The following is a 15408-nucleotide window of genomic DNA, read 5'->3' as shown; positions in this document are numbered from 1 at the left end:
CGGTGGGGCTCAGGCCAGCGACTTCGCTGCGTCGTGAATGGCCGCGCGAATGCGTTGGTACGTCGCGCAGCGGCAGAGGTTGCCGGCCATCGCGCTGTCGATGTCGGCGTCGGTCGGCTTCTTCTTGGTGCGCAGCAAACCCACCGCGCTCATCATCTGGCCGCTCTGGCAGTAGCCGCATTGCGCCACGTCGTGCTTGACCCAGGCGTCGAGCACGGCCTTGCCGACCTTGTCATCGGCGATGTGTTCCGACGTGGTGATCTGCTGGCCGGCCACCGCAGAAATCGGCAGCACGCAGCTGCGCGTGGGCTGGCCGTTCAGGTGCACCGTGCAGGCGCCGCACGATGCGACGCCGCATCCGAATTTCGTGCCGGTCAGGCCGAGGTTGTCGCGCAACGCCCAGAGCAGCGGCGTCGACGGATCGGCATCAACTTCCACCGGTTTGCCGTTGATGTTCAACGTGACCATTGTGGGATTCTCCTTGTGGGGCGTGAGGGAGTCTTGCCGTTATAAACCCCTTGATATAGCGGGCTGGCGGCATGGACGGGGTGTATTAAAGCAGGTTCGGATGGGTTCTGCTGGCGCCACATCACATGGCTTCTAGCGGGCTGCACACGTTTTCGTCGGCTCCGGATCTGGTGTTTCATGTGCCCCAAAAAACCGTCCGGAATCCGCCCAGGCAGCTTGACAACACCCCACCCTCCCCATCACTATCGCCAAATGCATTCTCAGCAGACCACCCTCCGTACCGCTCCTGCCCGCACCCTCTCGTGCGTGCGCGGTCTGCTATCCGCTTCTCTACTACGCGTGTAAGCGCGTAGACCTCTCTTTCCCCCTCGTTCCGGTGTTTGACCGGTCCGTGCCCTGAGCGGCGACGGGCCTTGTGTGTGGCGCAGTCCGTGCGCCGAATCGTTGGAGCTTTCTCATGCCCGCCTCGATCCCGCTTTCGCTACGACTACCGACCGGTTGCCAGACCACGCGCCCGTGGCTGTCTGGCCGCCACCTCCCGAACCCGATTCCGGCCACCCCGGACGCTGCCCGCGCGGCCGTCCCCGTTGTACGAAACCGATCTCGATCTCACAGGACGCACTCACCATGTTGAAGAACCCCGCCACCAAGTACCGCCCCTTCCCCGCCATCGCCCTCGCCGATCGCACCTGGCCCAACAAGACGATCACCCGTGCCCCGATCTGGATGAGCACGGACCTGCGCGACGGCAACCAGGCGCTGTTCGAGCCCATGAACGCCGAGCGCAAGATGCGCATGTTCAAGATGCTCGTGCAGATCGGCTTCAAGGAAATCGAAGCCGCTTTCCCCGCTGCCTCCCAAACCGATTTTGATTTTGTCCGCGAGCTGATCGAGGGCGGACACATCCCCGACGGCGTGGCCATCGAAGTGCTCACGCAGGCCCGCGAAGACCTGATCCGCCGCACGATGGAATCGCTGCGCGGCGCCAAACGCGCCATCATCCACGTCTACAACGCGACCGCGCCGGTGTTCCGCCGCACGGTGTTCAACACCGACCGCGAAGGCGTCAAGCGCATTGCCGTGCAAAGCGCCAAGCTGATCCGCGAGATTGCGGAAACGATGCCCGAAACCCAGTGGACGTATCAGTACAGCCCCGAAGTCTTCAGCGGCACCGAGCTGGACTTTGCGCTGGAGGTCTGCAACGCGGTGACCGAAGTCTGGGAGCCCACGCCCGAGCACAAGATCATCTTCAACCTGCCTGCCACGGTGGAGATGGCCACGCCAAACATCTACGCCGACCAGATCGAATGGATGCATCGCAACCTGGCGCGCCGCGATTCGATCATCCTCTCCGTGCATCCGCACAATGACCGCGGCACTGCCGTGGCAGCGGCTGAACTGGCCGTGATGGCCGGCGCCGATCGCGTGGAAGGCTGCCTGTTCGGCAACGGCGAGCGCACCGGCAACGTGGATCTCGTCACGCTTGCGTTGAACCTGTATTCGCAGGGCGTGGATCCGGAGCTGGATTTCTCGCACATCAATGACGTGGCACGGACCTGCGAAGACTGCACGCAACTGCCCGTGCATCCGCGCCATCCGTACGTGGGCGACCTGGTGTTCACGGCGTTCTCGGGCTCGCACCAGGATGCGATCAAGAAGGGCTTTGCCGTGCAGAAGCCCGATGCGCTGTGGGAAATGCCCTACCTGCCGATCGACCCCGCCGACGTGGGCCGCACGTATGACTCGATCATTCGCGTGAACAGCCAGTCCGGCAAGGGCGGCATCGCCTATCTGCTGGAATCCGGCTATGGCGTGGCCATGCCGCGCCGCCTGCAGGTGGAGTTCAGCAGCACCGTGCAGCAGTTGACCGACGAGAGCGGCCGCGAAGCGACGGGCGCCGACATCTGGGCGCTCTTCCAGCAGACCTATCTGCGCGGCGATGGCGCGATCGGCTACGTATCCCACCGCCTGACCGAGCGCGATGACGGCAGCCAGCACATCCGCCTGGTGGTCAACATCGCCGACCGCGAGCACATCTGCGAAGGCACCGGCAACGGACCACTCGATGCGCTGGTACATGCGCTGTCGCACGTGCTGACGGCACCGGTGTCGATCCATCACTACGAAGAGCGCGCGCTCGGCCAGGGCGCCAATGCCGATGCCATCGCGTTTGCCGAAATGGCCGCGCCGGGCGTGGCGGGCAGCGTATTCGGCGTGGGCGTGGATGCCAATCTCACGACAGCGTCGATCCGCGCCGTGGTGGGCGGCGTCAATCGCCTGATTGCACGTGCCGGCAACGGCATGCTGCGCAGCGGCAAGAGCGAGGCAGAAGCGGTATAAAGCACAAGTCGGGCTCACGCAGTGGAGCGCGAGTTGCTAAATTGGAGAGATGACGCTCGGGCCACGCCCGGGCGCATCCCTTCCCAAGCGCGCGCGCGTGCACATCCACTGCCACAGGAGAACCGACATGACCACTCGTCCGACCGCGAAAGAGAATGCCAAGCGTTTTGCCAGTGTGATCCAGGCGCTGCAGGCATGCGAGGCCGCTTGCACTCACTGCGCGACGGAATCCGGCAAGAACGGCCACGCTGAAGCCATGGCGCGCTGCATCAGCGTGTGCACGGACTGCGCGGAATACTGCGCTCTGACGCGCAAATTCCTCGAGCGCAACAGCGAATTTGCAGAACTGCTCCTGGAAGACTGCGCCGAGATCTGCTCCCAGTGTGCCGAAGAATGCGATCATCACGGCCAAGGCCATTGCAGCGCCTGTGCAACGGCCTGCCGCGCCTGCTTGGACGCCTGCCTGAAAGTCGCCGGCGTCGAAGCCATCACCGCCGAGCCGACTGTCTTCTGACTCTTTTTCAACGCGTATGAAAATTGGCGAACTCGCCCAGCGCACGGGCATCAGCATCGAGACCATTCGCTTCTATGAAGCGCAGGGCCTGCTGCCCCCGGCTGCGCGCGCCGCCAACAACTACCGCGTCTACACGCCTGAGCATGTCGAGCAGTTGGCCTTCATTGCGAAGTGCCGGTCGCTCGACATGGCGCACACTGAAATCCGCCGGCTGCTCGAGCTGCAGGCCAATCCGCAGGCGTCCTGCGAAGAAATCAACAACCTGCTGGACGAGCACCTGCGCCACGTTGAAGCGCGCATCGCCGAGCTGACCGATCTCAAAGGCCAGATCGAGGCGATCGGGCAACGCTGCACGACGGCCGCGTCCGTGGCCGAATGCGGCGTGCTGCAATCGCTGCACGAGGAACCCGTCGCCGCCCCTCATCAAGGCCACAGCCACGAACATGGCGAGGGCGAACACGCGCACCGGCATATTCGCGGCGTGCATCGCTGAACGGTCTTTTCCCCTGCGGGGCACGTCACTTTGACGTGCGCTTTGACGTGCGATACTCGCCGCATTTCACGACACGTGGGTGGGGCGGATGAAGACGAAACCGGCTGCAGCAGCACGATTCCAGCATCGACAACGCATGGCATGCGCAGCGCTTGGCGCCATCGCGTCTGCCGCGGCTGTCATGGCGCAGGCAGCGACGCCTTCGCGCATCACCGATGTCACGTTGTATCCGGATAGCGCCACCGTCGTGCGCACGGCCACGGTCGCGCCGGGCGCCCGCAGCGTAGAGCTGGCCTGCCTGCCCATGACGTTCGACGCCGACAGTCTGCGCGTGGAAGGCGACAGCAGCATCCGCGTGGGTGATGTCCGCGTGGAAAGCGTTCCCAGCGAGGGCAGCGGCTGCGCCAGAACGGCGCTGGACACCCAGATCCGCGCGCTCGAAGACCAGCGTGCCGCGCTTGGCGTGCAGATCCAGGCGAACGCGCTGTCGGCCAGCTACCTGAAGGCCGTGAGCGAACGCACGGGCGGCGATGGCCGCGCGCCGGCCACCGATTTTTCCACGCTGGGCCGCGCCACCGACGCGCTGGCCCGTAATGCGCAAGACGTCTTCACCCGCCAGGAACAACTGAAGAAGCGCGATGCAGAACTGAAGGCGCAGCTTGACGCGCTGCAACGCACGCACGGCTCGGCGTCCAGTACGCTGCGCACCGTGCGCATTGCCGTGGCGGCACCGCGCGGCGGTGAGTTGCGCGTGAGCTATCAGACATCGCGTGCGGGCTGGCGCCCGGCGTATCAGGCGAGCGTGGATTCGGTACGTTCGAACGTTGTGGTCGAGCGGCAAGCCACGCTTGCGCAATCCACCGGCGAGGACTGGCGCGGCGTGCGTCTGCGCCTGTCGACCGGCCAGCCGCGCAACACGCCACGCGGGCCGGAACCATATGCGTGGCAATTGGATATTCAACCGCCGCCGCAGGCCATGCCCTATCCCGCCGCACCCGCAGCGATGGCGCCGGCGCCCAAGGCCAGATTCGGCCGGAACAATGAACAGCGTGAGGCCGATGCCGAACCGCTGTTCGAAGTGAATGCCGTCCAGACCGCGTTTGCTACGGAGTTCGACGTGCAAGGCGCAGCCGAACTGCCCTCCGACGCCCAGAAGGTCACGCTCACGTTGGCCAGCGAAACGCTGCCCGCAAAGCTGGCGGCGCGCAGCACGCCGCGCATGGACGCCACCGCCTACCTGGTCGCCACGGTGGACCGCCCGCAAGGCATCTGGCCCGCCGGCAACATGCAGTTGCGCCGCGATGGCGCGGTGGTCGGCAGCACGCAGTGGAATCCGGCCGGCGAAGACCAGAAGGTCACGCTGCCATTTGGCCGCGATGATCTGGTCAGCGTGGTGGTGGAAACGCCGAAGACCTTCCAGCGCAGCGTGGGCCTGCTGGACAACCGCAACGAGCGCCAGTTGGCGGCGCTCTACACCGTACGCAACCGCCACCGCGACGCCATCGACGTGCAGATTTTGGAGGCCACGCCGGTCAGCCAGTCCGACGATATCAAGGTGCGCTCGACCTTCACGCCGGAGCCTGCCAAGCGCAACTGGGAACGCCGCGCCGGCGTGATCGCGTGGGAGCAGACCATTCCGGCCGGCGAGAGCGCGCGCTTCTCGGCTGACTACCTCATCACCTATCCGAAGGATGCGCGGATTACAGGGCTGCGCTGATCGCGTCGTTCCCGCACGCGCGCCGACAGGTCAGACGCGCGTGCGCATCACCCGCAGCCCGTTGAACACCACCAGCAGGCTCGCGCCCACATCGGCAAAGATCGCCATCCACAGCGTTGCGTCGCCCATCACGGCCAGCGCCAGGAATACCGCCTTGATGCCCAGCGCCAGCACGATGTTCTGACGCAGCACGGCCACCGTGCGACGGCTGATGCGGATAAAGCTGGCGAGCTTGCGCGGGTCGTCGTCCATGATGGCCACGTCGGCGGCTTCCAGCGCGGTGGCCGTGCCGGCGGCGCCCATGGCGAAACCGATGTCGGCGCGCGCCAGCGCCGGGGCGTCGTTGATACCGTCGCCGACCATGCCGACGAAGCCGTGTTGCGCGGCCAGCTCGCCCACCACGCGTTGCTTGTCGGCAGGCAGCTGCTCTGCGTGCACGGTGTCGATGCCGACCGTCTTGGCGATGGCCTGTGCGGCGCGGCGGTCGTCGCCGGTGAGCATGACGGGCGTCACGTCCAGCGCGCGCAATGCGGCGATGGCCTCGGCGCTTTCGGGGCGCTCGCGGTCGCGCACGCCGAAGAGCGCCACGGCGCCGTTCGCATCGCACAGCGTGACGGCAGACATGCCTTCGGCTTGCAGCGACTCGGCAGCGGCACGCCAGGCAGAGGTGTCGAAGCCACGCTCTGCGACGAGCGCCGCGTTGCCCAGATGCCAACGTACGCCGCCCAGCGTGCCCGCCACACCACGGCCCGGCAGCACCGACAGGTCTTCCACGGCATTCGCGTCGACCGCGCCATGCGCGGCAGCGGCCTGCACGATGGCCACGGCAATCGGGTGCGTGGTGTTGGCATCGAGCGCTGCGGCCACTGCCAATGCACGCAATTGCGTCGCGTCGGTCGCGGCGTTCAGATCCGCGACGGCGCGGCGTGTGCCGTCGGGCAACATCACCGCATCCAGCACCGGGCGGCCTGCGGTGAGCGTACCGGTCTTGTCCAGAGCCAGCGCGCGCAGGCGCCGGCCGCTTTCCAGATACACACCGCCCTTGACTACAATACCGCGGCGTGCAGCGGCGGCTAGGCCGCTGACGACCGTGACCGGCGTGGAGATCACCAGCGCGCACGGGCACGCGATCACCAGCAGCACGAGCGCGCGATATGTCCACGCCAGCCAACCGTCGGCGGTGACGAGCGGGCCGATGACGGCCACTGCGAGCGCCAGCAACATCATCGCGGGCGTGTAGATGGAAGAGAACTTGTCGACAAAGCGCTGCGTGGGCGCGCGCTGCGACTGTGCTTGCTGGATGGCCCCCGCGATACGCGCCAGCGTGCTGTCCGCAGCCAACGCCATGGCTTGCGCCTCCACCACGCCGTCGGTGACGATCGTGCCGGCAAGGATGGTGTCGCCAACGGTTTTTTCCACCGGCAGGCTTTCGCCGGTGACGGGCGATTCGTCCACCGCGGCGCGGCCGCTCACGATGCGCGCGTCGACGGGCACGCGGCTGCCGGTACGCACACGCAGGCGCGCGCCGACGGCAACGCTGTCGACCGCCGCATCGCGCCAGCCGCCCGCGCCATCGGCCAACTCTGCGGTGTCCGGTGCGATGGCCGTCAGGGCGCGCACGGCATCGCGGGCCCGCACCAGCGCGCGCGCCTCGATGGCTTCTGCCACTGCAAATAGGAAGATCACCATGGCCGCTTCGGCCCACTTGCCGATCAGCAGCGCGCCGATGACGGCCACCGCCATCAGGAAGTTGATGTTGAACGTGAGCGCGCGCACGGCAATCCAGCCCTTGCGCAGCGTCGGGCCGCCGGCCAATGCAATGGAGGCTAACGCCAGCCCCAGCACCGGCCACGCGTGATCGCCGAGCGACCAGGCGATGGCCTCGGCGCCGAATGCGGTCACGCCACCGATGCCGAGCAGCCACGTGCGGCGCGAGATGCGGGTCGGCTCAGCGGGTGTGGCGGCCAGGCGATCGCGCTGCTCGAGCACCTCGCCGTCCATGCCGATGGCGCGCAGCGCTTCCAGGAAGGGCGCCACATCGTCAACGGTGTGGTGGATGGTGAGATGACGCTCGAGCAAATTGAAATCCAGCGCGACGACGCCATCTGCACTGCCCAGCTTGGCGCGGATCATGCGCTCTTCGGTCGGGCAATCCATCTGTTCGATGCGCACGACGGTGCGGCCGGTGGCGGCTGCACGTGCGGCGGCGTCAACGGGGGCAGCCGCTACCGGCGCGTGGCCGTGATCATGATCGTGGTGGGCATGGCCGTGATCATGATGGCCATGGTCATGGTCATGGGCGTGTTCAGCGACGTCACTGGCGACCGGTTGCGCATGACCGCAGCAACCGCCGCAGCCGGAGGCTTCCGGCTTGGCGTGGTCGTGGATAGGCAGGGCGGAGGCGAGATCGGGTTTCATGCCTCCATTCAAAACCCTAAAGAAGCTTCAGGGTCAAGCCCTGCATTCCGGCGACCTCAAATGAGGTCTTTCGTCCACTTGGCGACGATGGCGCGGGCTTCCGGCCAGTCGCCCAAACCCGATTCGGCATTGATATGGCCGCGCGCCCCGATGTCGACGGGCTCCGCACCCCACGCTTGGGCTTGGGCGTGGCTCCAGGCGGCGTCGCTGAACGGGTCGTTGGTGCTGAAAACAAGCACGGCGGGAAACGGCAGCCGCTGCTGCGGAATGGGCCGAAAGTCCGCCAGCTCCGGCGGCATGTCGGCACGATCGAGCTGCGGAGGCGCGACCAGCAAGGCGCCGCGCACGCGCACCGCACGGGCGGAAGTGGCCGCCCAATGTGCCGTCAGCACGCAACCCAGACTGTGCGCCACCAACACGACATCGCCCGGCGCAGCGCTGACTTCAGCCTCCAGCGCAGCGACCCAGTCCGCCCGCTTCGGGACAAACCAGTCGCGCTGTTCGACACGGCGGTCCCCATGCGCGCGCTCCCAGCGCGATTGCCAATGCGCCGGGCCGGAGTTCTGCCAGCCCGGCAGGATGAGGACGGTGGGGGTAGCGCTCACGGTGGCTCCGTCAGTGGAAGGTTGGATTGGAATGCAGAACATTCTGCCGCGATTTGGCGGGCGGCGTCGGCATCACTCATCGGCAAATCCGCATAATCGATCCAAATATTCTGTTTCACAGGCAGATCGCCAACTTCTAGAGTCGCTCTGAAATCCCGCCAACAGGGATTCCGAATCCAAAAACTCGGAGGAGACCATGCTCGCACTGCTCGGGCTGCTGACCATCGTGGCGCTGTTTGTCGTCATCCTGACGAAACGCATGTCGCCGCTGGTCGCGCTCATCGCCATTCCCGTCATCGCCGCGCTTGTAGGCGGCTTCGGGCTGAACACCAGCAAGTTCATCATCGGCGGCATCAAGGACGTCGCGCCCGTCGCGGGGATGTTCATCTTCGCCATCCTGTACTTCGGCATCGTGACGGACGCCGGCATGCTCGACCCGATCATCGACCGCATCCTGCGCACGGTGGGCAGCCGCCCGCCACGCATCGTGGTCGGCTCGGCGCTGCTGGCGCTGCTGATTCACCTGGACGGCTCGGGCGCGGTGGCGTTCCTGATCACCATTCCGGCCATGCTGCCGCTGTACGACCGGCTAGGCATGGACCGCCGCATCCTGGCGTGCGTGACGTCGATGGCGTGCGGCGTGAACTTCCTGCCGTGGACGGGGCCTATGATCCGCGCATCCGCCTCGCTGCACATGCCCGTGACAGACATCTTCAACCCGCTGATCCCGGTGCAGATTGCGGGGCTCGCTTTCGTGTTTGCGTGCGCATGGCTGCTGGGCAAGCGGGAAGAAAGACGCCTGGGCCTCGCCCATCACGCCGGTGGCGCGCAGGTCGTCGCGCGCCCGCTGTCAGATGCGGAACAGGCGCTGCGCCGCCCGCGCAATTTCTGGATCAACCTTCTCCTCACCGTCGTCGTGATGGGTGTGATGGTGAGCGGCAAGGTCGACCCGGTGGTGATGTTCATGCTGGGCGTCGTGGCCGCGCTGCTGATCAACTACCCGAACGTCGATCAGCAACGCCAGCGCGTGGACGCCCACGCCAAGGCCGCATTGATGATGGCGAGCATTCTGCTGGCCGCCGGCGTGTTCACGGGCATCATGAGCAAGTCCGGCATGCTCACGGCGATGGCGAAGACGGCGGTCGATTTCATTCCGCCCGCCATGGCGCACCACATTCCGGTGGTGCTGGGCGTGCTGTCGATGCCGCTGTCGCTGCTGTTCGATCCGGATTCGTTCTACTTCGGTGTGCTACCCGTCGTGGCCGAAGCGTCGAAGATGCTGGGGGTAGCGCCCGTGCATGTGGCGCAGGCCGCCGTGCTCGGCCAGATGACCACCGGCTTCCCGGTGAGCCCGCTCACACCGGCGACCTTCCTCGTGGTGGGCCTGTGCGGCATCGAGCTGGCCGACCATCAGAAATTCTCGATCCCTTTTCTGTTCGGTGCCTCGCTGCTGATGACCGCAGTGGCCGTGGTGCTGGGCGTGCTTCCGTGGTGATGGCATGAAGACCGCGTTGAAAACACTGCGCATCGGCGGCGGCGCCGGTTATTCGGGCGACCGCATCGAGCCGGCGCTGGAACTCGCAGAGCATGGCGACATCGACGTGCTGATGTTCGAATGCCTGGCCGAGCGCACCATTGCGCTCGCACAGCAGGTGCGTCGCAAAGACCCGTCGCATGGCTACGACCCGCTGCTCGAAGCGCGCATGCGTGCCGTGCTGCCGGTATGCGCGGCGCGCGGCATCCGCATCGTCACCAACATGGGCGCGGCCAACCCGCAGGCGGCGGCTGAGCGCACGCGCGACATCGCCCGCGAACTCGGCCTCAAGCTGCGTGTGGCGGCCGTCACCGGCGACGATGTGTTCGACCTGCTGCAAACCCGCGGCCACGACTTCACGCTCATGGATGGCGGCGCACCGGTCGCATCGCTGCACGCGCGCATGGTTTCGGCCAATGCGTACCTCGGCGCGCAGGGCATTGTCGATGCGCTGGCGCAGGGCGCGGATGTCGTGATCACCGGGCGCGTGGCCGATCCGGCGCTGGCGCTTGGGCCGCTCATCCACGCGTTTGGATGGCGCATGGACGACTGGCACCGCCTGGGCTGCGGCACGCTGGCCGGCCATCTGCTGGAATGCGCGGGGCAAATCACAGGCGGCTACTTTGCCGACCCCGGCATCAAGGACGTACCCGGCCTCGCTCGTCTGGGCTTCCCCATTGGCGAAGTCGGTGAAGACGGCTCGGTGCGCATCACCAAAGTCGCCACAGCCGGCGGTCTCGTCACCGAAGCCACGTGCAAGGAGCAGCTGCTGTACGAAATCCACGACCCGGCGCGTTACCTCACGCCGGATGTGGTGGCGGACTTCTCCAACGTGCGCATGCACGCCGACGGCAAAGACCGCGTCGTTATTGAAGGCGCCACCGGCACGCCGCGCACCGGGCAATTGAAGGTCTCCATCGGCTATCTCGACAGCTATATCGGCGAAGGCCAGATCAGCTATGCCGGCCCCAACGCGGTAGCGCGCGGCAAGCTGGCACTCGACATCGTGCGCGAGCGGCTGGCGCTTACCGGCGTGCAGATGACGGAAACGCGCTTCGAGCTGATTGGCGTAGATGCGCTGCACGGCGCGGCCCTTTCGCGCACCGATGCCGAACCGTACGAAGTGCGCGTGCGCGTGGCGGCGCGCACTGAATCGATGGCCGAAGCCGTCCGCATCGGCAACGAAGTCGAAACACTGCTGACCTGCGGCCCGTCCGGCGGCGGCGGCGCAACGAAAAACGCGCGCGAAATCATCGCCGTGGCGTCGACGTTGATTCCCGCAGAACTGGCCCCGCACGCCGTGCACATTCTGGAGAGCTGACATGCCCCGCACCCTCCGCGACCTCGCCCACACCCGCGCCGGCGACAAGGGCGATATCTCATGCATTTCCGTCATCGCGCTTCGTCCGGAATGCGCCGAAGACTTTGCCGTGCTCGAACAACACGTCACGGTCGAACGCGTGCGCGCGCATTTCGCTGACCTCGTCCACGGCAAGGTCGAGCGCTACGTGCTGCCGCAGCTGGGCGCGCTGAACTTCGTGCTGCACGGGGCGCTGGCCGGTGGCGTGACGCGCTCGCTGGCGCTGGACGCGCATGGCAAGTCGCTGTCCAGCGCGCTGCTCACGCTGGAGATTCCAGGCTAAGCTGGCGCACCACGCCCGGCATCGCCATGAACCTCTCCGTCAAGCAGCTCCGCGCCTTTGCCGCGCTGCGCGAGCACAAGAACTTCACGCAGGCGGCACAGACGTGCCACTTGTCGCAATCGGCCTTCAGCGCGCTGATCCAGAACCTGGAGGCCGACGCCGGCGTGCGCCTGTTCGACCGCAATACGCGCCATGTCGAATTGACTCCGGAGGGCGAAGCCTTTGCCGAATCGGCCCTGCGCCTGCTAGCCGATTTCGAGGCGACGTTCTCCGAGCTGCGCGATCGCGCCGCAGCCCGCACCGGGCGCGTGACGGTGGCCGCGCTGCCGTCGATTGCGGCGGGCATCCTGCCGGGCGTGCTGGCCGCGTTCTCCGCGCAGCATCCGGGCATTCAGCTGGCGCTGCACGATCAACTGTCCGACTCATGCATCGACATGGTCCGGCGCGGAGCGGCGGACTTCGCCATCGCGGCCATGGGCGCCGACATGGCGGGCTTGGCCGCACAACCGTTCTGCGCGGACGACTTCCATCTCGTCTGCCACGAGGCGCACCCGTTGGCGCGCAAGCGGGCCCTGGCCGTGGGCGATCTTGTCGATACGCCGTTCATCCACCTCGCGCGCAACACGAGCATCCGGCAATACCTGGATGCGGCGCTGCACCCGACCAAGCTGCGCAGCGGCATGGAAGTCGAGCACCTGGCCACGGCGGCCGCGCTGGTGGCGGCCAACCTGGGCATCACCGTCATTCCGGCGTTGGCGCTGTTCCAGTTCCGGCTGCCCGAGCTGGTGGTGCGGCCGCTGCCGCTGCCCGGGTTGGTGCGCACGCTGTATGTCATCCGGCGCGACGGGCGCAGTCTGTCGGTGGCGGCGCAAGGGCTGCTCGACTTGCTGCTGGCGCACCCAGCGCGCACGACAACTCCCGTTTGACGACGCGCAACCCCGGGCACATCCGGGGTGCAGCATCGCCCACCTGCGCTGCTACAGTGAGGCATTCCCATTCCGATTCCGCGGAGCGCCCCATGCATCAACGCATTCTTGCCGCCTTCGACGGCACCCATGAGTCCCACCTCGCGGTGGAGGAAGCTGCGGCCCTGGCCCGCGCATTCAACGGCCGGGTCCGCGTCGTCTGGGCGATCGGCTCGCCGGCCATGCCGGAGTCGCGCGAAATCTACAGCGTCGACAAGTTGCGCGAAGAGGCACACCGCACAGCCAGCGCCTCGCTGGTCGAATTGCAGCGCCTGTTCGACGCTGACGGCACCGCTGCTGAAACGGGCATCCTGATGCTCGACGCCACCGACGACGACATCGGCCACGCTCTCGAACACGAGGCCGAGCGATGGCAGGCCGACACCATCGTGGTGGGCTCGCACGGCAAGCACGGGCTCGCGCGCCTTCTGCTGGGCAGCGTGGCCGAGCGCACGGCGCGCCTGTCGCACCGCACCGTCATCGTGGTGCGTGCACAGCACCCCGCGAACGCTGCCGACTGACATCCTCTGAAGTCGAATGGCTCCACTATGCAACTTGTTGCATAGAGAAAGTTGACTGTGCTATGTTGCATGCCACGTTGATGCAATCCGTTGCACTTTCTGCCCAGGAGCCAGCATGCCGCAGCCGATTCCCCACACACTGAACGCCCCCGCGCAGGCCACGCTCGAGGCCTGGCACGCGATGCTCGAGAGCGGCAACATGGACGATCTCGACCGCCTGTTCGCCGACGAAGTGGTCTTCCGCTCGCCGGTTGCGCACACGCCTTATCCGGGCCGCACGGCCACCACGCTGGTGCTGCGCACCGTCAACACTGTCTTTGAAGACTTCAAATACCACCGCAGCTTTGGCACCGACGACGGCGCCAGCGTGGTGCTCGAATTCAGCGCGAACGTGAGCGGCAAGGCCCTCAAGGGCATCGACATGGTCCGCTTCAATGCCGAGGGCAAGATCGTCGAGTTTGAAGTCATGGTCCGTCCGGCCACCGGCCTTCAGGCGCTCGGCGCGGCCATGGGCGCCAAGCTGGGCGACAAGATCGCGCTGCTCAAGGCCGAAGCCTGATCCCCTCACCTCGTCACCTCATTCATAACGATTCCAACGGAGACTGCCATGTCGCTGCCGCCGATCCTGCAAAACCGCCTGTCCGTGCCCGTGGTGGGCTCGCCGCTGTTCATCATTTCCAACCCAGACCTCGTGATCGCGCAGTGCAAGGCGGGCGTGGTCGGCTCGTTCCCGGCGCTCAATGCCCGCCCGGCCGAACTGCTGGAAACCTGGCTGCAGCGCATCACCACGGAGCTGGCCGAATACGACGCGCAGCACCCCGACAAGCCGTCGGCGCCGTTTGCCGTCAACCAGATCGTGCACAAGTCGAACGACCGCCTGGAGCACGACCTGGAGTTGTGCGTGAAGTACAAGGTGCCCATCGTCATCACGTCGCTGGGCGCGCGTGAAGACGTGAACCGCGCGGTGCACAGCTACGGCGGCATCGTGCTGCACGACGTGATCAACAACACGTTCGCCAAGAAGGCGATCGACAAGGGTGCGGATGGCCTGATCGCCGTGGCGGCGGGCGCGGGCGGCCATGCGGGCACGACCTCGCCGTTTGCGCTGATCCATGAAATTCGTGAGTGGTTCGATGGCCCGCTGTTGCTGTCGGGCGCTATCGCCAACGGCAACGCCATCCTGGCGGCGCTGGCGGCGGGCGCAGACCTGGCCTATGTCGGCTCGGCCTTCATCGCCACGGAAGAAGCCAACGCGGTGGAAGGCTACAAGCAGGCCATCGTCGAATCCAACGCCACCGACATCGTCTACACGAACCTCTTCACGGGTGTGCACGGCAACTACCTGCGCAAAAGCATCGAGAGCGCCGGGCTGGACCCGAACGCGCTGCCGGAATCGGACCCGAGCAAGATGAACTTCGGCTCGGGCGGCGGCGCCAAGGCCAAGGCATGGAAGGACATCTGGGGCGCGGGCCAGGGCGTGGGCGCGGTCAAGCGCGTGGTGCCGGCAGCGGAACTCGTCAAGCGCTTTGCCGAGGAGTTCGAAGTGGCGCGCCGTCGCCTGAACAACATCGAAGCGCTGCGCACCGCGGCCGGCAGCACGGCAACGGCTTAATTCTTAAGCGGTCACTGAGGCTGGCTCCAGCAACGGCAGCACATCGTCTGCCCACGCGAGCCAGCCTTCTTCGTAAACGATGCCGCGTTGAAGCACCGCATGCTGCAACTGCTGCGCACGCGTGAGATCGGGCCGCGCAAAATCGCGCTGCTCGATTTCGCGGAAGGTGTTCAGCCGCGCGCGGTGCTGCTCGATCAGGCGCTGCATCTCGTCGCCAAAACCGAGCGGGCCGATCACGGCGTCGGCGCGCAGCTTCACCAGCACTTCTTCGCGGTTGTCCGACGACACGGTCGGCTCCAGCACCCAGCGCGCGAGTTCGTCCCGGCCCGGCGGCAGAACGGTGTAGGTCTTCTTGCGGCCATCTTCCTCTTCCTCCACGCTCACCCAGCCCGCTTCGGCCATGCGGCCGAGTTCGCGGTAGATCTGCTGATGCGTAGCGCTCCAGAAATAACCCATCGACTTGTCAAAGCGTCGTGCAAGCTCGTAGCCCGACGAGGGCTTTTCCAGCAGGGATGTCAGCAGCGCGTGTTGGATGGACATGATGGAATGTTTTATGTAAGCCGTTGATTCTAAATGCA

At 66.2% G+C, this 15408-nt stretch carries 15 protein-coding genes; 11 read left to right on the top strand and 4 right to left on the bottom strand.

Annotated features, from left to right (window positions below):
* Positions 1 to 9: 9 nt before the first annotated feature.
* Positions 10 to 468, bottom strand: a complete 459-nt coding sequence (locus tag ABIC76_RS06080) for a (2Fe-2S)-binding protein (protein WP_004631388.1) — start codon at positions 466 to 468, stop codon at positions 10 to 12.
* A 627-nt stretch (positions 469 to 1095) separates the two neighbouring features.
* Between ABIC76_RS06080 and leuA the strand changes: the two genes are divergently transcribed.
* The 4 genes from leuA (at position 1096) to ABIC76_RS06060 (ending at position 5532) form a co-directional block, all read left to right on the top strand.
* The gene (gene leuA / locus ABIC76_RS06075) at positions 1096 to 2808 is read left to right on the top strand and encodes a 2-isopropylmalate synthase (protein ID WP_354533324.1); all 1713 of its coding nucleotides are present in this window, start codon (positions 1096 to 1098) and stop codon (positions 2806 to 2808) included.
* Positions 2809 to 2935: 127 nt separating this feature from the next.
* Positions 2936 to 3322: a four-helix bundle copper-binding protein gene (locus tag ABIC76_RS06070; RefSeq protein ID WP_354533323.1), complete on the top strand. Its 387-nt coding sequence runs from the start codon at positions 2936 to 2938 to the stop codon at positions 3320 to 3322.
* 16 nt (positions 3323 to 3338) lie between these two features.
* A complete protein-coding gene (gene cadR, locus ABIC76_RS06065) occupies positions 3339 to 3815 on the top strand; it encodes a Cd(II)/Pb(II)-responsive transcriptional regulator (RefSeq protein ID WP_102065455.1) in 477 nt (158 codons plus the stop codon).
* An 88-nt stretch (positions 3816 to 3903) separates the two neighbouring features.
* A complete protein-coding gene (locus ABIC76_RS06060; RefSeq protein ID WP_354533322.1) occupies positions 3904 to 5532 on the top strand; it encodes a mucoidy inhibitor MuiA family protein in 1629 nt (542 codons plus the stop codon).
* Positions 5533 to 5562: 30 nt separating this feature from the next.
* Here the strand turns inward: ABIC76_RS06060 and ABIC76_RS06055 are convergent, their stop codons facing one another.
* Positions 5563 to 7950 carry a heavy metal translocating P-type ATPase gene (locus tag ABIC76_RS06055; RefSeq protein ID WP_354533321.1) on the bottom strand — a complete coding sequence of 796 codons (2388 nt, stop codon included), beginning with the start codon at positions 7948 to 7950 and terminating at the stop codon, positions 5563 to 5565.
* 56 nt (positions 7951 to 8006) lie between these two features.
* Complete coding sequence (locus tag ABIC76_RS06050; RefSeq protein ID WP_354533320.1) at positions 8007 to 8555, bottom strand: RBBP9/YdeN family alpha/beta hydrolase; 549 nt, start codon at positions 8553 to 8555, stop codon at positions 8007 to 8009.
* 196 nt (positions 8556 to 8751) lie between these two features.
* On the opposite strand from ABIC76_RS06050, the gene ABIC76_RS06045 reads away from it, so the two are divergent.
* From ABIC76_RS06045 to ABIC76_RS06015, 7 genes are all read left to right on the top strand, one after another.
* The gene (locus ABIC76_RS06045; RefSeq protein WP_354533318.1) at positions 8752 to 10050 is read left to right on the top strand and encodes a CitMHS family transporter; all 1299 of its coding nucleotides are present in this window, start codon (positions 8752 to 8754) and stop codon (positions 10048 to 10050) included.
* 4 nt (positions 10051 to 10054) lie between these two features.
* A complete protein-coding gene (locus ABIC76_RS06040) occupies positions 10055 to 11410 on the top strand; it encodes an acyclic terpene utilization AtuA family protein (RefSeq protein WP_354533317.1) in 1356 nt (451 codons plus the stop codon).
* Position 11411: 1 nt separating this feature from the next.
* Positions 11412 to 11732, top strand: coding sequence for an AtuA-related protein (locus tag ABIC76_RS06035; protein WP_354533316.1), 321 nt, complete (start codon positions 11412 to 11414; stop codon positions 11730 to 11732).
* A 26-nt stretch (positions 11733 to 11758) separates the two neighbouring features.
* Entirely contained in the window at positions 11759 to 12658 is a 900-nt protein-coding gene (locus ABIC76_RS06030; RefSeq protein WP_027679839.1) for a LysR family transcriptional regulator, read from the top strand.
* A 92-nt stretch (positions 12659 to 12750) separates the two neighbouring features.
* Positions 12751 to 13218: a universal stress protein gene (locus tag ABIC76_RS06025; RefSeq protein ID WP_354533315.1), complete on the top strand. Its 468-nt coding sequence runs from the start codon at positions 12751 to 12753 to the stop codon at positions 13216 to 13218.
* Positions 13219 to 13333: 115 nt separating this feature from the next.
* Positions 13334 to 13777 (top strand): nuclear transport factor 2 family protein, encoded by a 444-nt coding sequence (locus ABIC76_RS06020; RefSeq protein ID WP_354533313.1) that lies wholly within the window; start codon positions 13334 to 13336, stop codon positions 13775 to 13777.
* Between the two features lie 48 nt (positions 13778 to 13825).
* Positions 13826 to 14830, top strand: a complete 1005-nt coding sequence (locus ABIC76_RS06015; protein WP_354533312.1) for an NAD(P)H-dependent flavin oxidoreductase — start codon at positions 13826 to 13828, stop codon at positions 14828 to 14830.
* A gap of 3 nt (positions 14831 to 14833) precedes the next feature.
* Here the strand turns inward: ABIC76_RS06015 and ABIC76_RS06010 are convergent, their stop codons facing one another.
* Complete coding sequence (locus ABIC76_RS06010; RefSeq protein WP_354533311.1) at positions 14834 to 15370, bottom strand: PadR family transcriptional regulator; 537 nt, start codon at positions 15368 to 15370, stop codon at positions 14834 to 14836.
* Positions 15371 to 15408: the final 38 nt, after the last annotated feature.

Origin of the sequence: Ralstonia sp. 1138 (genome assembly GCF_040544795.1) — a bacterium.
Classification (GTDB): Bacteria; Pseudomonadota; Gammaproteobacteria; order Burkholderiales; family Burkholderiaceae; genus Ralstonia; species Ralstonia flatus.
This window is presented reverse-complemented; position numbering and strand designations above follow the sequence as displayed.